The sequence below is a fragment of the Pseudomonas sp. B21-059 genome, from assembly GCF_026016285.1.
GTDB lineage: Bacteria > Pseudomonadota > Gammaproteobacteria > Pseudomonadales > Pseudomonadaceae > Aquipseudomonas > Aquipseudomonas danubii.
Genome location: NZ_CP087201.1, coordinates 4,346,079 through 4,365,212 on the forward strand (window position 1 = coordinate 4,346,079; position 19,134 = coordinate 4,365,212).

A 19,134-nucleotide genomic window follows, 5' to 3' on the forward strand; every position below is an offset into this window, starting at 1 on the left:
GGCCGCGGCGCGGCCTGTTGGTTTACCCGGCAAGGGGCTGCCCGCGGCTGCGCTGGGTGACGCGGCGCCACAGCCACAGCAGCAGCCCGCCGCTGCCGGCGATCAGGCAGTAGCCCGCCAGCAGTGGGTCCAGCAGGTAGTCCCAGTAGTTTTCCGAGGGCTTGAGGCGCAGGGCAAAGGCCAGGGTCCCGGCTGCCAGCATCAGTACCCCCAGCAGGTTGCGCTGCCACAGCAGCACCAGCGCCGCCAGGCCCATCAGCACGATCATCGGCCGTGGGTTGTAGCCCCAGCGGTAGGGGTCGAGGTAGGTCAGGCCCAGGGTCGCGGGGTACAGGCTCAGGGTCAGGCCGATAAACAGCAGCAGGACCTGCACCCGGTGTTTGGCTGGCAAGGGCGCAATCACCCCCAAGTGCCGCAGGCTGACCCAGCCCAGCAGCACCAGGGTGCTGATGGCCAGATCATCGGTGAAGCTGCGCACATAGGCCGCCAGCGGCAGCTGGTTCAGTGGAATAAAGCTGACCAGCGCCAGCACGGGCAGCAGCCAGGGCCGCCAGGGCGCGGTCAGGCGCAGGCTGCCAAGCAGCACAAAGCCCAGGAGGATAAAACTCAGGTGGGCTTGCCATAGCGACATCATCACAAGCGCTCCGCCAGCCACGCCGCGTTGAAGCTGACGTGCTTGATAAAGGTGTTGTTCCAGGAATAGACCAGGTGGTACAGGCCGTCCGTCCCGCGGCTGAAGTAGGGGTATTCGTACTCGAAGTCGCAGCCCTGGGGCTTGCACACCCGGTAGTCGAGGTTGCTCAAAAAGCGCTGTTCCAGGGGCAGGCGCCGGGCGCCGCTGGAGGCGCGGAAACCTTCGCCGATGATGTCCTTGTAGGCCTCGTGGGAAAACGGCTGGCCCAGGGGGTCGGGGGACTGGTCCAGTTCCACCAGCGGGCGCCATTGGCTAAGGCCGGCGTCGGTGCCGTACAGGCTGAGTTTGAAGCGCCCGTCCTGCAGGTCGTTGAGGGCCACCAGCAGGCCCTCATCGTCGGTGCCCACCGCCGCCAGGGACGAGTTGGGGTTGGACGGTTGCAGCGGATAGGGCTCGCTCCAGGTCTGCCCGGCGTCTTCGGTGCGGCTGGCCAGGACCTTGTGGTGGGTGTCGCCGGCGTAGCGCAGCATGGCCACGGCGCGGCGTTCGTCCAGGGGCACGATGGTCGGTTGCAGGGAATGCTTGCCGCGGCTGATGCGGAATTTGTCGATCACCGCGCCATCGGCGCTCAGGTACAGATACTCGGCGAACTTGCCCATGAACTCGTGGTACACCGGCAGGCCGATCGAGCCGTCGGCATGGAACACCGGCGCGGCGCGCACCAGGGTGCTGATGTTGAAGAACGGCGAGGTCACCAGCTGTCGCGGCGCCGACCAACTGCGCCCCAGGTCGTCGGAAACCATCAGGTTGATGGCGCTGGTGGCCCAGCCGCCCACCGACACCGAGACGTAGAACATCCACAGGCGCTGATCCGGGCCCAGGGCGATCACCGGGTTGCCGAGCTTGCGGATATAGCGCCCGGTGCCAGCGCGGGTCGATTCGCGGGTGGCCAGCACCTGCTCGGCGCCCCACTCGCCAGTCTTGGCGTCAAAGCGTGCGCTGCGCACCTGGACGTCGGCGGCGCCTTCCCGGGAGCCGGCGAACCACACGGCCATCAGGTCGCCGCCGGGCAAGGCGGTCACCGAGGACGAATGCACGAAGTCATCCAGGTCCGAGGAGACGAAGCGGCTGTTGTATTGCGGCGTACTGTTGGTCGTAGCCGTATCGCTGCTGACCACAGCCTGGGCAAACGGCGCCAGCTGATGGGGAGGATGGCTGCGCCAGGCGGCGATAAAGACGGCGGCCAAGAGCAGGCTGCTGCAGATGAAGCTCAGGCGAAAGGACAGCGCACGCATACAGGAGCCCGTGGCAAATTCTGGGTGGGGTACAAGGGAAAAACCATTAGTGCCGATCACTGTCCGGCAAGGGTCGGCGGCGGCCGGTGAGCATCGACAACGGCAGGTTGTCGCGCACTTGGAAGCTTTCAAAAATCGCCGCGCACATATGCAGCAGCACCAGCCCCAGCAGCACATCGGCGCTGGTTTCGTGCACCTGCAGCGGCCAGTCGGCGCCCCACAGGGCATCGACCTCTTCCATCAGAAAACCGCTGATGCCGATCAGCAACAGCGCCAGCAGCATCAGCAGCATCACTAAGGCCCCGAGGGGTGAATGCCCCAGGCGATGCTCGGGGCGCCCGGCCAGCAGCGAGCGCAGATGCCCCGCCAGCCGGGCCCGGGTCGGCCAGAAGTCGGACCAGCGCGCACTGCGCGGCCCGACAAATCCCCACAGCGTGCGCAACAGCAGCCAGGCCATGGCGTAGTAGCCGAGCCAGACATGCCAGTCGTCACCGGCTTCATTGAAGAAGTAGTTGCCGATAAAGACCCCGGCGATGGACAGGTGAAACAGTCGCACCAGCGGGTCCCACAGCCGCAGGGAAGCGTGCGGCATCAGCCTTTGATCTCGGTCTTCACCGCTTTGCCGGTGACCGGGTCGTGGTAGATCTCGACCTTGCGCTGGTCCTTGTCGAAGCCGTAGATCTCGTAGCAGTTGCCGTCAGTGACCTTGAACTTGCTGATCTGGTAGCCCTGGGCCTTGAGCTGGTCCTGGAAGGCTTGCGGGTCTTGCCATTGCGAACGTTCGGCGGTGGTGCATTGCGGGCCGGCGATGGCCAGGGGGCTGGCGAGAACCAGGGACAGCAGCAGGACTTTGCGCATAGATAAACGCTCCGGTAATGGGGGAGATTGCACTGTGCAAAACCAAGCTTAGTGAAAGCTTAGTTGGCAACGCGCGGTAACATTTTCCCCACCAAAAACCCCTGCCGACGGACCCTGGCCGGCGTCATCATGCGCCCCTTCCCTGCCCCCTCGCCCGACCGAGAACCACCCATGCGCCTGCTGCTTGTCGAAGATGATCGTGCCCTCGGCCAGGGCATCCGCGTGGCGCTGAGCGCCGAAGGCTACACCCTGGACTGGCTGCAGGACGGCGCCAGCGCCCTGCACGCCCTGCGCACGGAAAGCTTCGACCTGTTGCTGTTGGACCTGGGCCTGCCGCGGCTCGACGGCCTGGAGTTGTTGCAGCAATTGCGCGCCGCCCAGCAGGACCTGCCGGTGCTGATTCTCACCGCCCGCGATGGCACCGCCGAGCGCATCGCCGGGCTGGATGCCGGGGCCGACGACTACCTGGTCAAGCCCTTCGATGTCGAGGAATTCAAGGCCCGGGTCCGCGCCCTGCTGCGCCGCAGCCAGGGCCGTGCCCAGCCGCTGCTGGAACATGCCGGCATCCGCCTCGACCCGGCCAACCAGCAGGTGCACTACCAAGACAACGAAGTGGTGCTGACGCCCATGGAATACCAGTTGCTGCACCAGCTGATGGTGCGCCCAGGCAAAGTGGTGACCCGCGAGCGCCTGTCCCGGGCGCTGTACGGCTGGCAGGACCGGGTCGAGAGCAACACCCTGGAAGTGCTGATCCACAACCTGCGCAAGAAGCTCTGCAGCGAGCTGATCCGCACCGTGCGCGGCGTCGGTTACGTGCTGGCGCTCAAGCCATGAACTCGGTGCGCACGCGGATTCTGCTGCCGGTCCTGGTCCTGGTGTTGCTGGGGGATTTGCTGATCAGCTGGCTGGTGCTGCGCGACAGCCACCATGAAATCGAAGAGGTCTACGACGCCCAGCTGGCCCAGAGCGCGCGCCTGCTGCAAGGGGTGCTGCGCCAGCGCGACCCGGCTCAAAAGCCGGACGCAGCGGACTGGGAGCGCCTGCACCAGGCCTTCGACCAGGCCATGAGCCGGGTCGGCGTGGACGGCGCCGCCCACCCTTATGAAACCCGCCTGACCTTCCAGGTCTGGCGCGACGACGGCCAGTTGCTGATGCGCTCCGCTGAGGCCCCGCTGCTGGAGGCACCGCCCACCACCCTGGGCGCACACGACATCCTGGAAAACGGCAAGGACTGGTGCGCCTTTCTGCTGGCCGACCCGCAACAGGGCTTGCTGATCTGGGTTGGCGAGCGCGATGACATCCGCCAGGACCTGATCCAGCGCATCGTGCGCCATACCCTGTGGCCGACCCTGATCGGCGTGCCGCTGCTGGCGCTGCTGATCTGGCTGACCATCGGCTGGGGCCTGGCGCCACTGCGGGCCATGGCCCGGGCCATTCGCGGGCGCAGCAGCGACACCTTGCAGCCGCTCGGGCTCAAGCCCCTGCCCCAGGACCTGGAGCCGATGCAGACCGCCCTCAACCAGTTGTTGGCGCAGATCGACAGCCTGCTGGAGCGCGAGCGACGCTTTATCGCCGACGCCGCCCATGAACTGCGCACGCCCCTGGCGATCCTGCGGATTCACGCGCAGAACGCCCAGAGCGCCGGCAGCCCGGAGCAACGCCAGGAAGCCCTGGACTTTTTGCTGAGCGGCGTCGACCGCGCCACCCGCATAGGCAGTCAGCTGCTGACCATGGCGCGCATCGAGCCTCAGCTGAGCAACCCGCGCCTGAGCCGCATCGACCTCAGCGCCCTGGTGCGCGAAGAGCTGGCGGAGCTGACGCCTTTGGCCCTGGAGAAGGATGTTGAACTGGTGCTGGAAGGTGACGAAGGCTGCCTGATCGACACCGACCCGGTGGCTTTGGCCATTGCCCTGCAGAACCTGGTGACCAACGCTCTGAACTTTGCCCCCGCGGGCAGCGAGGTGCGGGTCGGCCTGCGGCCCCAGGCCGATGGCGCGATGCACCTGTGCGTGGAAGATGCCGGGCCCGGCATCAACGAAGAGGAGCGCGGGCGTTTGCTGGAGCGCTTCTACAGCCAGGGCAATGCCCATGGCGCCGGGCTAGGGCTGGCGATTGTGCAGATGATCGTCAGCAAGATCGGTGGCCGTCTGGAGCTGCGCAATCGGCCTGAGGGCGGGTTGTGTGCGTTGTTGTTGCTGGGGCCAGCGCTTTAGTCGGCGGCGCGAAGGGCCTATCCTGTGCGCCGCTCGGGAATGAGGATGGTCTGGCGGGCGTCTTCGCTGGCAAGCCAGCTCCTACACAAGCACGCACCATCCCCCGTAGGAGCCGGCTTGCCGGCGAGGGCGATCTCGCGGCCCCCTGCCAGCCGCATGAAATGACAATCAAGGAGATACCCATGGCCATGCCGGAACGGCTGAAACCAACACCACCGATGCCGAAAACAAATGCGTTGATGAAGGACCTGCTGGAGCAGATCCTCGACCGGATCTGGGACAACCAAGGCCGGGAAAGCCCCGAGATCAATGCGCTGATCCAGCAGTGGAACAGCCACGCCGGCCGGCCCTTCGAGTTCCACGAGTTTCTCGTGATGCACAGCCATACCAGCGCGGAGAACTTTCTGCGCACCGCCTTTCATCAGAAGCGCTACGTTGATGACCTGAGCTTCGACGAAGCGTGCGCCGTGGCGGATTTCATCTGCCAAGGCGAGGGCACGGAGTCTGATACGGACTACGCCCTGAGCCTGCTGGAAACCAACTTCCCCGAGGCCAATGCCTCGGACCTGATCTTCTGGCCCAACGCGTGGTTTGACGATGAAGACCTGTTGCATATCGAGCTCAGCTCGGCGCAGATCATCGGCTATCTGATGGCGAAGTCTTCGCGGCCTTTGCAGGACGCGCCGCCCATCACCCTGCCCTATGCCATTCCCCAGAACAGGTCATAGCGCCGCTTGGGCCGTCTCCACCCAGTGCTCGGCTGTGGCCATGGGTGGCAGCGGCCTTAGTCCGCTTCATCCCCGGCTCTTTTTCTTCGATCGCCCCGCGCGCCCGTCATATTCCGGGCGGCCCGACACCACCAGCCCGAAGAAGTAGGGATCAGCCCCTGTGTCTTCCAGCTGTCCGGAAGATTTGTTGTGCACTTCGATCACTGAAAACAGATCGACAAGACGGTCCTGGATCTCTTCGATTTCCGCCGCTTTGAGCGTAACCATCGCGCTGTACTTGAATGATCCGGACACATTGAAATATTCGCTTTGCTCGGGCTTGGTCAACGATCGGTCGATCTCGTGACGCAGGAACCGGTCCTTGAGCGCCAGGGCCTCTGCGGTTCTGGGCATTCTCAAGGTCGGGGCATGGCGCACGAAGGGTGACTGCGGGGTGCTGCGCTCCTTGGCCACAAGGCTCAGGAAGGCTTCGGTACGCGCGTCGTAGGCCAGGCCGAGCTGCTGGCACACCGCCTGGATTTCGGCCACCGAGGCGCTGTCCACCATGTACAGATAGGTCATCAACGGCAGCAGTTCGAAGTGTTCCTTGAAGGCTGCAATGATCTCTTCGGTGACGATGAACTCACGTTCGTAGCGGCTCAAGCTCAAGGCGCGGCGCAGTAGCTTGGAGTCGTGCTCGCGCACCTCGAGCATGGCGGAAAGATCCTTGACCTCCACCCCTTTGCCAAACAGCATTTCGTGCACGGGGGCCGGCAACAAGTCGCGAAAGTAATGCCAGTAGTAATCGAAGCTCGACTTGCTGGCGGGGACGATGCCCAGTTGGTCATGCAGTTCGACGGCTGACTCAAGGCTCAGGTGCTTGCGCCCTGCCTCGACGTCCCGGTAGTGGTTGGCGGAAAACGGAATGTTCACGGTTTCCAGAAAAGTTGAAATCTTCAGGTGGCCGCTTTCGAGGCGCAACTGGGTGAGAAACGCGCCAAAGGCCTGCTGGTTCTCCGACATTTATTCAGCCTCTACCGCGAACGAGACAGCAACCCGGGTGGTGTTTTTCCTGATTTTCATGCTGGCAGTGACGGCCCCTATCTCTCGCGTATTGCCGACATGCACGCCGCCACAGGGGATTGACCATTCGCCGCATTGCCACCAGCGATAGCCTGGACCTTTGCCGGTATCGGCCTGGGTTCTGACGGCATGACCGGCCGCGCAAAAGCGATTCAACTCTTGTGTCGCACGCTCAAGGCTCTGCTCATCGAACTCGCCCATGAACTCATAGTGGTTTTCCCCGCCCTGGTCATTCAACGGCGAGCGGACCGGGTGTGGAATCGAGCGCCCCAGCGTCTGCTCCAGCAGGCAGTGCATCAGGTGCATGGCCGAATGAATGCGCATCTGCTGATAGCGCAGGGACCAATCCAGGGTCGCCGTCACCCTCTGCCCCGGCACGAGTGATTGCAACTGCCCGAACCCGGCGTCATCCAGCTTCAGGTAATGCCTGATCTCGTCGTCCTTCCTTTTGGTGGTGGTGATCTCGATCACCTGCGGCACATCACCGGCCCCGGGTTCGCTGAGGGTCAGCAGCCCCCGATCCCCCAGTTGGCCGCCGCCCTGGGGATAGAACACCGTCTCGCTCAATAGAGCGAAGGGCGCACCCGAATCGTCCCGTTCAAGCCGGTGGATCTGGCATTGCACGGTTTGCAGGTAGGGTTGCTGGTGAAACAAAGGAAGGGTTGGGTTCATGTATGCCTCGCGTCCTTGAGCATTCACGGCCGGCCGGGGATTCCCATGAATAGCCGTTGCCTGTGTGGTGCATTGAGAACCATCTGCCGATAAAAATTCAACCCTTGGATTAATAATAAATCCATAGGATTAATTTTCGGCGCACACAATCCCCAACCTACCTCTCGTGCGCAAGCCAACCCAATACGCGATTACCGTAAGAGCCGGCTTGCCGGCGAAAGCGATCTCGCGGACGCATTCGCCGGCAAGCCGGCTCCTACAGGTCGGTCATTCAGCAGGAGGTTGCTCCTCAGCCCTGGTCGCCGCCGCCCACCGGCAGCACTGTGCCGGTGATGTAGGAGGCTTCGGCGGAGGCCAGAAACAGGATGGCTGCGGCTTGTTCGTCGACGCTGGCGTAGCGTTTCATCAGGCTGCTGTCGAGGGTCTGATCGACGATCTGCTGGTACCAGACTTGCTCCTCGGGGCTTTGTTCAGCGCTGTTGCGCGGAATGCGCCGCGGCGGGGCTTCGGTGCCGCCCGGAGCGGTGGCGTTGACCCGCACGCCACGGCCGGCGGTTTCGAAGGCCAGGCAGGCGGTGAGCGCGTTGATCCCACCCTTGGCCGCACCGTAAGGCACGCGATTGAGGCTGCGGGTGGCGATGGACGAGACGTTGACGATGGCCCCGCTGCCCTGCTCCAGCATCTGCGGCAAGGCGGCGTGGCAGCACCACAGAGTGGGGAACAATGAGCGACGGACTTCGGCTTCGATCTGCGCGGGCTCGTAGTGTTCGAAGGGCTTGGCCCAGATGGTGCCGCCGACGTTGTTGATGAGGATGTCGAGGCGGCCGAAGTGGGCGATGGCCGCCGCCATGATTCGGCTGCATTCGCTGTACTGCTCCAGGTCGGCGGACAGGGCCAGGACCGGGTAGCAGGGGCTCAGTTCGGCGGCCAGTTCGAAGACCAGTTCGGAGCGGTCCACCAGCACCACGCGAGCGCCCTCTTCGGCCAGGCGTTCGGCAACGCGACGGCCGATGCCTTGGGCGGCGCCGGTGACCAGGGCGACTTGGTTGTGGAAACGGTTCATGGAAACCTCGTGAATGCAAAAAGATGGAGAGAACGCCACCCGACGTAGGAGCCGGCTTGCCGGCGAAGAGGCCCTTGAGCCTAGCAGCGCTCTTGTGGACGCCTTCGCTGGCAAGCCAGCTCCTACAGCGGCGAGGCGTCCTTCAGGCAGCGCTGGCGGCAAATTTCTCGTAGTAGAAATTCGCCGGGGCGATGCCCTGCTCGCGGATGAACTGGCTCACCGCCTCGACCATCGGCGGCGGGCCGCACAGGTACACGTCCACATCACCCTGGTTGAGGTGCGCCGGTTCGATGTGCTGGGTCACGTAGCCCTTGCGCGGGTAGTGGCTTTCAGGGTTGGCCACGCAGGCGCTGAAGCTGAAGTGGGGGATGCGCGCGGCAAAGTCTTCCAGGCGATCCAGTTCCACCAGGTCGAAATCGTTGGTCACGCCGTAGATCAAATGCAGCGGATGCTCACTGCCCTGCTCGGCAATTTTCTCCAGCATCGCGGTGAACGGCGCCAGCCCGGTGCCGCCGGCCAGCAACAGCAAGGGCCGGCGAATATCCCGCAGGTAGAAGCTGCCCAGGGGCCCGGCCAGGGTCAGGCTGTCACCGGCTTTGGCGAGACCGGTGAGGAAGCTGCTCATCAGGCCGCCGGGCACATTGCGGATCAGGAAGCTGACCTCGCCGTCGCGCTGCAGCGAGCTGAAGGAATAGGCCCGGGTTTGTTCGCTGCCGGGCACCCCGAGGTTGACGTATTGCCCCGGCAGGAACGCCAGCTGGCTCAGGGCTTCACCCTTGATCGACAGGGCAATGGTGCTGTCGGACAGCTGGCGCACCGCGCTGATGTTGGCCTGAAAGATGGCCTGCCCGGCGCGGCAGACCTGGGACGAAGCCGGCACCCGCACCACGCAATCACCGAGGGCGCGCATCTGGCAGGTGAGGACAAAACCCTGCTCGGCCTCATCGGCGCTCAGAGCGTCTTCGATGTAGTCCTCCCCCAGCTCGTAGCGCCCGGCTTCGGCAAAGCACTTGCAGGTGCCACAGGCGCCGTCGCGGCAGTCCAGGGGGATGTTGATGCCTTGGCGGTAGGCGGCGTCGGCTACGCTTTCGCCCGGGTTGGCGTTGACGAAACGGGTGACGCCGTCTTCGAAGTTGAGTGCGATTTGATGGCTCATGGCGGTCGCCTCAGAGGTGGTAGATATCGACGACCTGGCGAACGTAGTCGTTCTTCAGGATGACTTTCTTGGCCAGGATCAGCGGGTTATCGCCGCGCACATCCAGGGTGTAGAAGCTGCAGCCGAAGTAGCTGTCCACGGTCTTGTAGCGAAAGCTCAGGGTGTGCCAGTTGAAGCGCAGCTTGCACAGGCCGTCGCCCTGCTCCAGCAGCTCGATATTGCTCAGGTTGTGGGAGGTGCGGGTGTCGGGAATGCTGGCGCTGGAGCGCTCGGTCTTGATGCGGAACACCCGGTCTTCCAGGCCGCTGCGGTTGCCGTACCAGATCAGCGAGATTTCCCGCTGCGGGTCTTCGGTCAACTGGTCGCTGTCGTCCCAGGAGGGCATCCAGAAGGTGGCGTCCGGGGCGTAGAGCTCCAGCCAGCTGTCCCAGTCCTTGTCGTCCAGGTAGCGGGCTTCGCGGTACAGAAAATCGCGCACGGCATCGTAGGAAATATTCATTGCACGGCCTCCACATCGATCTGCCGTGAGGCTTCACGCTCCAGGGCCGCGAGCAGGGTTTGCTGCCAGTACTTGTGCTGCATCACGAACAGGCCCTCGTCCTCGGTGCGCACGCCGCTGAGGATCGGCTGCAGGTCAATTTCTTTCGCTGCGTCGTCCGCACCCTGGACCCAGTGCTCGGCGCCGCGGGACATGTCGTTCCAGGCTGTGTTGCTGCCCTGGTAGCCGAGTTGGCAGGAGCGGAATTCCTCCAGGTCGTCCGGGGTGGCCATGCCGCTGACGTTGAAGAAGTCCTCGTACTGGCGGATGCGCCGGGCCCGGGCTTCGTCGCTCTCGCCCTTGGGCGCGATGCAGTAGATGGTGATTTCGGTGCGGTCCACGGAGATCGGCCGGGCAATGCGGATCTGCGAGCTGAACTGGTCCATCAGGTAGAGGTTCGGATACAGGCACAGGTTGCGCGAGTTCTCGATCATCCAGTCGGCCCGGGCCTGACCGAAGTCCCGGGCCAGCTCGTCGCGGCGTTCGTAGAGTGGGCGGTCCTCGGGGTTGGACCAGCGGGTCCAGAGCAGCATGTGGCCCTTGTCGAAGGAGTAGAAGCCACCGCCCTGCTTGGCCCAGGTGCCGGCGCTCATGGTGCGGATGTCTTCCCCGGCCTCGCGCTGCTTGCGCTGGTTCTGGGTGGCGGCGTAGTTCCAGTGCACCGAGCTGACGTGGTAGCCGTCGGCGCCGTTCTCGGCGGTGAGCTTCCAGTTGCCTTCGTAGATGTAGCTGGAAGAGCCGCGCAGCACTTCCAGGCCGTCGGCGGACTGGTCGACGATCATGTCGATGATCTTCGCCGACTCCCCCAGGTGCTCCACCAGGGGCAACACGTCGGGGTTGAGGCTGCCGAACAGAAAGCCGCGATAGGACTCGAAGCGCGCGACGCGGGTCAGGTCGTGGGAGCCTTCGCAGTTGAAGCTGGCCGGGTAGCCGGCGGCGGCCGGGTCCTTGACCTTGAGCAGCTTGCCGGTGTTGTTGAAGGTCCAGCCGTGGAACGGGCAGGTGAAGGACGCCTTGTTGCCAGTCTTGTGCCGGCAGAGCATGGCGCCGCGATGGCTGCAGGCGTTGATGAAGGCGTTGAGCTCACCGTTCTTGTTGCGCGCGATGAACACCGGCTGCCGGCCCATGGTGGTGCTGTAGTAGTCGTTGGGGTTGGGGATCTGGCTGTCGTGGGCCAGGTACAGCCAGTTGCCTTCGAAGATGTGCTGCATCTCCAGATCGAACAGCCGGGGGTCGGTGAACATCTCCCGCTTGCAGCGGTAGACGCCCTGGTCGGGGTCTTCTTCAAGCAGGGAATGCAGGTATTCGGGTCGCAGGGACATGGCCGCCGCCTCCATTGTTTTTATTCAGGCAGGGCCATGCTAGGGCGGGCTTGGAACGGGCAATAGCCAATGCGTGCAGACCTGTATCCGTTTTCTGCAGATTGCTCTGTAGCCGCTGCCGCAGGCTGCAAACGGCCCGAAGGGACGCAAGGATCTCAAGGCCGCTGGAAGTCCGGCTGGCGATCGCCAGGCAAGGTCCTGCGGACCTTTTCGCAGCCTCGCAGGCTCGGCAGCGGCTACAGGGGCGTGTAGCCGCTGCCGCAGGCTGCGAACGGCCCGAAGGGACGCAAGGATCTCAAGGCCGCTGGAGGTTCGACTGGCGATCGCCAGGCAAGGTCCTGCGGACCTTTTCGCAGCCTCGCAGGCTCGGCAGCGGCTACAGGGGTATGTAGCCGCTGCCGCAGGCTGCGAACGGCTCCGCAGGAGGCGCAGGGATCCCAAGGACGCCGAAGGTCTGCCGGATGATCGCCAGGCACAGGTCGGAACGGATGCCCATAGCGGGGCGGGCCGGTCAGTGGCGACGCTTGAGGGTGTCGGAGGGCAGTTCGCCATATTGCTGGCGGTAGCTTTGGGCAAAACGCCCAAGGTGCAGGAAGCCGAAATCCAGGGCCAGTTCGGTGACGTTGCGCACCGGGCTGTACGGGTCGCTGAGGCAGGCGTGCACCCGTTGCAGTTTCTGCTGGCGGATGTAGTTCTTCGGCGTGGTGCGGGCATTGCGTTCGAACAGCGCGTACAGCGAGCGCAGGCTCATGCGCGCCTGTTGCGCCAGTTCTTCGCAGCCGATGTCGTGCTTGAGGTTGCGTTCGATGTAGTCGGCAATCCGTTCGAAGGTCGCCGCCGAGGCGCTCAGGGTGCCGCGCTGGACGTTGGTCTGCATCAGGCCCAGCAGTTTGCCCACCAGAATGTGCGCGTAGTGCTCCTGGACCTTGGGCATGCTTTCCAGGGCTTCGGCTTCCTGGCATAGCAGGCTCAGCAAGGGGATGAAGCCTTCCAGTTCCTGCAGTTGATAGCGCTGGCGCAGAAAGCGCACGCCCTGCCCCGGGTACTGCCAGCGCTGTTCCTGGCAGGCAGTTTCCAGCAAGCGGGTGGGAATCTTGATGATGAATTTTTCGCAGTCGTCGGAATAGGTCAGGTCCACCGGGTCGTCGGGGTTGATCAGCAGCAGTTCCCCCGGGGTGAAGTAGTGTTCCTGGCCACGGCCGCGCCACAGGCAGTGACCCCGCAGCAGCACTTGCAGGTGGTAGATGCTTTCCAGGGCCGGCGAGGTGACGCGCACGCTGCCGCCGTAGCTGATGCTGCACAAATCCAGGCTGGCCAGGGCCCGGTGCTGCAGGCTGGCCTGGGGCTGGCCGGCACGCGGTAGGCGGATGCAGTGGCTGCCCACGTGCTGATTGACGTAACCGGACACGGCATGGGGATCGGCTTGAACAAACACGCGGCTGCGTTCACTCAACAGATGCATTTGCATAATCGGGTCACTCTGATTGTTCTTGTTGGGGCTGCACCGCGCGGTGGCAGGCCGCGCAGGCAGGCAATCACGCAAGGTCAAAAAGCCCGGGCCGACAACGACAAAAGCCACGGGCCGCACAAGGCGTCCGTGGCTCGGTCTTGCCGTGCTGGAGTCAGGCCTCCAGGGCACGCACCCGTTCGTGGCGCTGCTGCTCTTGCGGCTGGGCCGAAGACTGCAGGGTGAAGTCGAAGTGAATTTCCGCGAAGCGGCCACTCACGCCCAGTTCCTTGGCCCGGGCCTGGTCTTCGCTGAAGGTGATCTTGGCGATCAGCTCGTCGCGGGTGGCATAGGCGAAGTCGTCGTGCAGGTACGGGTCGCCGTCCAGGTTGATCTGGGTGGTCAGGTGGCGATGGTCATCGGCCGAGATGAAGAAGTGGATGTGCGCCGGGCGCTGGCCGTGACGCCCCAGTTGATCCAGCAGTTGCTGGGTCGGGCCTTCCGGCGGGCAGCCGTAGCCGGACGGCACGATGCTGCGAAAACGGTAGCGGCCCTCGGCGTCGGTGACGATGCGCCGGCGCAGGTTGAACTCCGACTGGCTGCCGTCGAAGTAGGAATAGGTGCCGCCGGTGTTGGCGTGCCAGACGTCGACAATGGCGCCGGCCAGGGGTTCGCCGGCAGTGTTGGTCACTTGCCCTTGCATGAACAGCACCACGCCCGGGTCGAGGCCGTCGTCCAGGCGCGCTTCACCCTGGCTCAGGGGCGCGCCGGCCACGTACAGCGGGCCTTCAATGGTGCGCGGGGTGCCGCCGGTCTTGCCGGCCTGTTCGTCGGCGGCGTCCATCAGCAGGTCCAGGTAGTGTTCCAGGCCCAAGCCCGCGGCCAGCAGGCCGGCTTCCTGGCGGGCGCCGAGGACGTTGAGGTAGTTGACGGCTTTCCAGAATTCTTCCGGGGTGACGTTCAGGTCTTCGATGATGTTCACGGTGTCCCGCAGGATGCGGTAGACGATGGCCTTGGCCCGAGGGTTGCCGCCTTCGGTGAACTGGCCGCTGGCTTCTTCAAGAAAGCGTTGGGCGCTGGCAGTCTGGGAAATTCTGACGTTCATGATTAATCCTCATCTTGTATTTATTAGAGTGGTGAACGGGCTGATGCGAACTCAGCGGTCATCCTCATGAATGGACGAAGGATGCCTGCACAGGGCGTTAACTTCGATGGCCATGTACGGGTACAGCGGCAATTGCATCAGGGTGTCGTGCAGTTCCTGCACGCTGTCGACGTCGAACACGCTGTAGTTGGCGTACAGCCCGGCGATGCGCCACAGGTGACGCCACTTGCCTTCGGCCTGCAGGCGCTGGGCCAGGGCCTTTTCCTCGGCTTTCAGTTGCGCGGCGCGCTCGGGGTTCATGTCGACCGGCAGGTTCACGGTCATTTTCACGTGGAATAGCATGCAGCCCTCCTCAGGTGTGATGCAGCACGGGGGTGGTTTTGTCGCGACGGAAGAACGCCAGGCGCTCTTCGTCCAGGCTCAGGCCGAGGCCCGGTGCCCGTGAGACATGCAGGTGGAAATCCCGGTACACCGGCGGCTCGGCGAGGATGTCCTCGGTCAGCAGCAGCGGGCCGAACAGCTCGGTGTCCCAGCTCAGTTTGTTCAAGGTCAGGAAGGCGTGGGCCGAGGCCAGGGTGCCGATGCCGCCTTCGAGCATGGTGCCGCCGTACAGGCCGATGCCCGCCGCCTCGGCAATCGCCGCGGTGCGCAGGGTGGCGCGGGGGCCGCCGTTCTTGGCGATCTTCAGGGCGAACACCGAAGCAGCGCCTTCCCGGGCCAGGTTGAAGGCGTCTTCCACGCATTCGATGGATTCGTCGGCCATGATCGGCGCCGGGCTGCTGGCATTCAGGCGCACCATGCCGGCGCGGTTGTTGCGGGAAATCGGTTGCTCGATCAGGTCGATGCCGTTGCCGCCGAGGATGCGGCAGGCGCGCAGGGCCACGGCTTCGTCCCAGGCCTGGTTGACGTCGACCCGCACGCTGGCGCGATCGCCCAGGGCCTTCTTGATGGCGATCACGTGAGCCAGGTCGCGGTCCACTTCACCGGCGCCGATCTTCAGCTTGAAGATCCGGTGGCGGCGCAGGTCGAGCATCTTCTCGGCTTCGGCGATGTCCTTGGCGGTGTCGCCGCTGGCCAGGGTCCAGGCCACCGGCAGCGCATCGCGTACGCGGCCGCCCAGCAGTTCGCTGACCGGCAGGCCGAGGCGCTTGCCCTGGGCGTCGAGCAAGGCGCTTTCGATGCCGGACTTGGCGAAGGTGTTGCCGCGGATGCTCTGCTCCAGGCGCAGCATGGCGGCGTTGATGTTGCTAGCGTCCTGGCCGATCAGCAGCGGGGTGAAGAAGCGGTCGATGTTGGTCTTGATGCTGTCCGGGCTTTCGTTGCCATAGGCCAGGCCGCCGATGGTGGTGGATTCCCCCAGGCCTTCGATGCCGTCGGCGCAGCGCAGGCGGATCAGCACCAGGGTCTGGTTCTGCATGGTGTGCATGGCCAGCTTGTGGGGGCGAATGGTCGGCAGATCGACGATGATCGTTTCGATCGATTCAATGGCAGAAGCGTGCATGTCCATACCCGTGAGGTTCTTGAAGTTCTGCGCTCGATTCTGTCCCGGCTTTTTCCGGGGTTCCAATATAGAATTGGTCTGGCTTGATACCTTAAAGGTATGCATATCTCTACAGGGGAGCTGTCATGGAATTGCGTCATCTGCGCTACTTCCAGGTGCTGGGGGAAACCCTCAATTTCACCCGCGCCGCCGAACGCCTGCACATCGCCCAACCGCCTTTGAGCCGGCAGATCCAGCAGTTGGAGGACGAGTTGGGGGTGCTGTTGCTGGAACGCAGCCGACCGCTGCGCCTGACCGCCGCCGGGCGGTTTTTCTATGAACATTCCAACCGGGTGCTGGAGCAGTTGGGCAAGGTCTGCGACAACACCCGGCGCATTGGCCTGGGGCACAAGACCTGGCTGGGCATCGGTTTTGCCCCCTCGACCCTGTACGGCGTGCTGCCGCAACTGATCCGCCGCCTGCGCAGCAACGAAACCCTGGAGCTGGAACTGGGATTGTCGGAAATGACCACCCTGCAACAGGTGGAAGCCTTGAAGGCAGGACGCATCGACATCGGCTTCGGGCGGATTCACATCGACGACCCGGCCATTGTGCAGAGGGTGCTGACCGAGGACCGACTGGTGGTCGCCCTGCCCGCCGGCCATCCCTTGCTGGGACAAGAGGTGAGCCTTGAGCAACTGGCCAACGAGCCCTTCGTGCTGTATCCGGCCAACCCGCGCCCGAGCTACGCCGACCATGTGATCGCGCTGTTCAGTGCCCGCGGCCTGAACCTGAAGATCGCCCAGTGGACCAACGAATTGCAGACCGCCATCGGCCTGGTGGGCGCCGGCATCGGCATCACCCTGGTGCCGGCCTCGGTGCAGGTGCTGCATCGCGACGACATCGGTTTTTGCCCGCTGCAGGAACCCGAGGCCACTTCGCCAATAATCCTCAGCCGCCGGGTCGGCGAGCCGTCGCCGGGGCTCACCCACTGCCTGCACCTGATTGCCCAGTTGCGCAGCGAGATCGGTCGCGAACAGCCCGTGGTCAGCTGACTCGGTGCGGGTGCAGTAGGCCCCCGTCAAAACCACTGCTACACCCCGCCCTGCGGGGATTACACTGCGCCCGATGTGATGGAAAAAACTCTGGAATCGACCATGGAAGTCTCAAGAACCCAACTGATCCTGCGCCGCGCCGCCGCCTTCATGCTCGACCAGGTGCTGGCGCTGGCAGTGTATGTGCTCCTGTCGCTGAGCCTGCACGGGGTGCTGGCGTTGCAGCCGGTCAGACGCTTGCTCGACCTCGAGCAACAGACGGCGCTGGAGCCCTACCTGCACTCAATGCTGTTCATGCTGGTCTGGCCCTTGTACTTCGTGGCCTGGGAGTATTTCTTCAAGGGCCGCACGCCCGGCAAGTGCGCCCTGGGCCTGGTGGTGATCAACGCCGCCGGGACGCCGCCGACGCTGATCCAGGTACTGATCAGAAGCGCCACCCGCCATCTGGAGGCCGCGTTCGCCTTTGTCCCGCTGATGGCCTGCGCGGAATCAAGCCGCTGCCAGCGAATAGGCGATATGCTCGCCCGCACCTACGTGATCCCGCACAAGGATCTGCAGCAGATACGCAGTGAAATGCCAGAACATCCCCTGTCCCGGGCTTGATGCCTGAAGACTGCCCGTTCCCCTCAAGGAGCCCCGATGCCCGCCGATGCCCTGCACCACGAAATAGCCTTGGAAAGATTTCTCGCCGCCCGCCCCGAACTGCGCGAAGCCCTGGACAAGCTCAATCCGCTGGAGGCCCAGGTCAAGGGCGAGACGCCCGAGCAGTACCGCAACGAACGCCTGCATGAAGCCTTTGAAGCCGAAGCCGAGCGCCTGGGGCTGTTCGCCTGGGAGTTGAGCCTGCAACTGACCGCCGCCAGCCCCGAGGAATTCCACGCCCAGCGCCTTGAAGTGCACAGGGAAGTGGCGGAAATGGCCGGCATGCCGTGGGATGAATACTGCGCCCTGCATCCTCTCGATCCACAACCTTGACCCGCACGCGTCCCCCGTAGTCCCTGTTCAGGAGAACCGACGATGTTGCCTTCGACTTCCACCCAATCGGCCAGCGCCTCCCTGCAGCACACGCAGAAATGGCGTGGGCGGGTCGGCCTCGGGCTGGTGGCTTGCCTTTCGGTGCTGGCTGGCATGACCGACGCCATCGGCTTCATGGCCACTGGCGATTTCGTGTCCTTCATGAGCGGCAACACCACGCGCATGGCGGTGGCCATCAGCAATGGCGAGCTGGGCCTGGTGCTGCGCCTGCTGCTGTTGGTGGCGACCTTTATCGTCGGTAACGCCCTGGGCGTGGTGGTCAGCCGCCTGGCCGGGCACCGCGCCCTGCCCTTGCTGCTAAGCATCGGCGCATTGCTCTGCGCGTCCGCCGCCTGGCCCTTCGAGCAGCATCTGCCGGCCCTGCTGGCGGCCATTATCGCCATGGGCATGCTCAATGCGGCAGTGGAGGAAGTGAACGGCCTGCCCATTGGCCTGACCTATGTCACCGGGGCCCTGTCGCGCTTTGGCCGTGGGCTGGGGCGTTGGATGCTCGGTGATCGGCGCAACGGCTGGCGAGTGCAACTGGTGCCTTGGAGCGGGATGTTCGCCGGAGCGGTGCTGGGTGCCCTGCTGGAACAACACCTGGGGCTCAAGGCGCTGTATGTCAGCGGGTTGTTTGCAGCGTTGCTAGGGGTGGCGTCATTGAAGATTCCGCGCCGCTGGCAACTGGGCTACAAGACCCGCTGACCTGTACTTCCATCAGTCGAACAGACCGCCGCTGTCGGTATCGATGACGATCGATGACAGGCTGATGTGCCGCGGCCGGGTCAGGGCGAAGACCACCGCTTCCACCACGTCGCGGTTGGTGCCCTGCTCGCCCTTCTGTCGTGCCGGAACCTGCTGCCAGGCCGGGTCCAGCGGCGAAATGTCCTCCAGATACGGCGGATGCACACACAGCGAGCGCACCGGCGTGCCCTTGAGCACCTGGCGCAGACCGTCGGCCAGGGCCAGTTGCCCGTGCTTGGCCGCGTAGAACGGCAGCGACACGCTGTGCAGGGGTGCATTGGGCAAGCCGCTGATGGAGCCGATGGTGACGATGTCCGGACGCGTGGAGGCCTTGAGCGCCGGCATCAGGCCCTGGGTCAGGAGGAAGGTGCCCGTCAGGGCCGCATCGATCACTCCGGTGACCTCGGCCGCGCTGTGGGGCTGCTCGCTGGCCTCCAACCACATGGCACCGTTATTGATCAGAATGTCCACCTGGGGCTGGCGCACATGAATCTCCGCCAGGGCCGCCTTGACGCTGTCGCTGTTGGCCAGATCCACCACCACGCAATCGGCAGCCTGGCCGGTGCGCGTCTCGATGGCCGCACTCACCTGCGCCAGGGCCTCGGCATTGCGCCCACAGAGAATCAGCTTGCAGCCCAGGTCCGCCAGACTGATGGCCAGTGCCGCGCCCAAACCACGACCGGCACCGGTGACCACCACCACCGCCGAATTCAAATCCATCATCCCTTGCTCCTTGTCCCAGGTT

22 protein-coding genes are annotated in these 19,134 nt (G+C 64.3%); 7 read left to right on the forward strand and 15 right to left on the reverse strand.

Annotated features, from left to right (window positions below; genetic code table 11):
- Positions 1-22: 22 nt before the first annotated feature.
- Genes LOY69_RS19090 through LOY69_RS19105 form a run of 4 tightly spaced genes read right to left on the reverse strand, consistent with a single transcriptional unit; the run spans position 23 to position 2,787 of the window.
- Positions 23-634, reverse strand: coding sequence for a hypothetical protein (locus LOY69_RS19090; protein ID WP_102881755.1), 612 nt, complete (start codon positions 632-634; stop codon positions 23-25).
- Complete coding sequence (locus tag LOY69_RS19095; RefSeq protein WP_265073432.1) at positions 634-1,929, reverse strand: sialidase family protein; 1,296 nt, start codon at positions 1,927-1,929, stop codon at positions 634-636. The genes LOY69_RS19090 and LOY69_RS19095 overlap by 1 nt, the downstream gene beginning before the upstream one ends.
- 46 nt (positions 1,930-1,975) lie before the next feature.
- Positions 1,976-2,521, reverse strand: coding sequence for a cytochrome b/b6 domain-containing protein (locus tag LOY69_RS19100; RefSeq protein ID WP_265073433.1), 546 nt, complete (start codon positions 2,519-2,521; stop codon positions 1,976-1,978).
- Positions 2,521-2,787 carry a PepSY domain-containing protein gene (locus LOY69_RS19105; RefSeq protein ID WP_060840094.1) on the reverse strand — a complete coding sequence of 89 codons (267 nt, stop codon included), beginning with the start codon at positions 2,785-2,787 and terminating at the stop codon, positions 2,521-2,523. Before LOY69_RS19105 ends, LOY69_RS19100 begins: the two co-directional genes overlap by 1 nt.
- Before the next feature lie 171 nt (positions 2,788-2,958).
- Here LOY69_RS19105 and LOY69_RS19110 point away from each other — a divergent pair, with 171 nt between their 5' ends.
- The 3 genes from LOY69_RS19110 (at position 2,959) to LOY69_RS19120 (ending at position 5,728) form a co-directional block, all read left to right on the forward strand.
- The gene (locus LOY69_RS19110) at positions 2,959-3,621 is read left to right on the forward strand and encodes a response regulator (RefSeq protein ID WP_019092959.1); all 663 of its coding nucleotides are present in this window, start codon (positions 2,959-2,961) and stop codon (positions 3,619-3,621) included.
- The gene (locus LOY69_RS19115; RefSeq protein ID WP_123394591.1) at positions 3,618-5,000 is read left to right on the forward strand and encodes an ATP-binding protein; all 1,383 of its coding nucleotides are present in this window, start codon (positions 3,618-3,620) and stop codon (positions 4,998-5,000) included. The genes LOY69_RS19110 and LOY69_RS19115 overlap by 4 nt, the downstream gene beginning before the upstream one ends.
- A gap of 182 nt (positions 5,001-5,182) precedes the next feature.
- Entirely contained in the window at positions 5,183-5,728 is a 546-nt protein-coding gene (locus LOY69_RS19120; protein WP_265073434.1) for a hypothetical protein, read from the forward strand.
- A gap of 66 nt (positions 5,729-5,794) precedes the next feature.
- On the opposite strand, the gene LOY69_RS19125 is transcribed toward LOY69_RS19120, so the two are convergent.
- The 10 genes from LOY69_RS19125 to LOY69_RS19170 form a co-directional block, all read right to left on the reverse strand.
- Positions 5,795-6,730 (reverse strand): hypothetical protein, encoded by a 936-nt coding sequence (locus tag LOY69_RS19125; protein ID WP_265073435.1) that lies wholly within the window; start codon positions 6,728-6,730, stop codon positions 5,795-5,797.
- Positions 6,731-7,462 (reverse strand): alanyl-tRNA editing protein, encoded by a 732-nt coding sequence (locus LOY69_RS19130; RefSeq protein ID WP_265073436.1) that lies wholly within the window; start codon positions 7,460-7,462, stop codon positions 6,731-6,733.
- A gap of 289 nt (positions 7,463-7,751) precedes the next feature.
- Positions 7,752-8,525 carry a 1,6-dihydroxycyclohexa-2,4-diene-1-carboxylate dehydrogenase gene (locus tag LOY69_RS19135; protein WP_265073437.1) on the reverse strand — a complete coding sequence of 258 codons (774 nt, stop codon included), beginning with the start codon at positions 8,523-8,525 and terminating at the stop codon, positions 7,752-7,754.
- A gap of 142 nt (positions 8,526-8,667) precedes the next feature.
- Positions 8,668-9,681: a benzoate 1,2-dioxygenase electron transfer component BenC gene (gene benC / locus LOY69_RS19140; RefSeq protein ID WP_265073438.1), complete on the reverse strand. Its 1,014-nt coding sequence runs from the start codon at positions 9,679-9,681 to the stop codon at positions 8,668-8,670.
- 10 nt (positions 9,682-9,691) lie between these two features.
- Positions 9,692-10,180 carry a benzoate 1,2-dioxygenase small subunit gene (benB, locus tag LOY69_RS19145; RefSeq protein ID WP_265073439.1) on the reverse strand — a complete coding sequence of 163 codons (489 nt, stop codon included), beginning with the start codon at positions 10,178-10,180 and terminating at the stop codon, positions 9,692-9,694.
- A complete protein-coding gene (benA, locus tag LOY69_RS19150) occupies positions 10,177-11,541 on the reverse strand; it encodes a benzoate 1,2-dioxygenase large subunit (protein WP_265073440.1) in 1,365 nt (454 codons plus the stop codon). Before benA ends, benB begins: the two co-directional genes overlap by 4 nt.
- A gap of 511 nt (positions 11,542-12,052) precedes the next feature.
- The gene (locus LOY69_RS19155) at positions 12,053-13,009 is read right to left on the reverse strand and encodes an AraC family transcriptional regulator (RefSeq protein WP_265073441.1); all 957 of its coding nucleotides are present in this window, start codon (positions 13,007-13,009) and stop codon (positions 12,053-12,055) included.
- A gap of 154 nt (positions 13,010-13,163) precedes the next feature.
- Complete coding sequence (gene catA / locus LOY69_RS19160; protein ID WP_102881766.1) at positions 13,164-14,093, reverse strand: catechol 1,2-dioxygenase; 930 nt, start codon at positions 14,091-14,093, stop codon at positions 13,164-13,166.
- A gap of 51 nt (positions 14,094-14,144) precedes the next feature.
- On the reverse strand, positions 14,145-14,435 hold the full coding sequence (catC, locus tag LOY69_RS19165) for a muconolactone Delta-isomerase (RefSeq protein WP_016966965.1): 291 nt from the start codon (positions 14,433-14,435) through the stop codon (positions 14,145-14,147).
- A gap of 10 nt (positions 14,436-14,445) precedes the next feature.
- The gene (locus tag LOY69_RS19170) at positions 14,446-15,594 is read right to left on the reverse strand and encodes a muconate cycloisomerase family protein (protein WP_265073442.1); all 1,149 of its coding nucleotides are present in this window, start codon (positions 15,592-15,594) and stop codon (positions 14,446-14,448) included.
- Positions 15,595-15,719: 125 nt separating this feature from the next.
- Here LOY69_RS19170 and LOY69_RS19175 point away from each other — a divergent pair, with 125 nt between their 5' ends.
- The 4 genes from LOY69_RS19175 to LOY69_RS19190 all read left to right on the forward strand — a co-directional run bounded on the left by LOY69_RS19175 (position 15,720) and on the right by LOY69_RS19190 (position 18,350).
- Positions 15,720-16,628 (forward strand): LysR family transcriptional regulator, encoded by a 909-nt coding sequence (locus LOY69_RS19175; RefSeq protein ID WP_102881767.1) that lies wholly within the window; start codon positions 15,720-15,722, stop codon positions 16,626-16,628.
- 102 nt (positions 16,629-16,730) lie between these two features.
- Positions 16,731-17,231, forward strand: a complete 501-nt coding sequence (locus LOY69_RS19180) for an RDD family protein (RefSeq protein ID WP_265073443.1) — start codon at positions 16,731-16,733, stop codon at positions 17,229-17,231.
- Between the two features lie 36 nt (positions 17,232-17,267).
- Positions 17,268-17,603: a DUF6388 family protein gene (locus LOY69_RS19185; protein ID WP_110596116.1), complete on the forward strand. Its 336-nt coding sequence runs from the start codon at positions 17,268-17,270 to the stop codon at positions 17,601-17,603.
- 42 nt (positions 17,604-17,645) lie between these two features.
- On the forward strand, positions 17,646-18,350 hold the full coding sequence (locus LOY69_RS19190) for a YoaK family protein (protein ID WP_265073444.1): 705 nt from the start codon (positions 17,646-17,648) through the stop codon (positions 18,348-18,350).
- A gap of 12 nt (positions 18,351-18,362) precedes the next feature.
- Here LOY69_RS19190 and LOY69_RS19195 read toward each other — a convergent pair whose 3' ends face one another.
- Positions 18,363-19,112, reverse strand: coding sequence for an SDR family oxidoreductase (locus LOY69_RS19195; protein WP_102881771.1), 750 nt, complete (start codon positions 19,110-19,112; stop codon positions 18,363-18,365).
- Between the last annotated feature and the right edge of the window lie 22 nt (positions 19,113-19,134).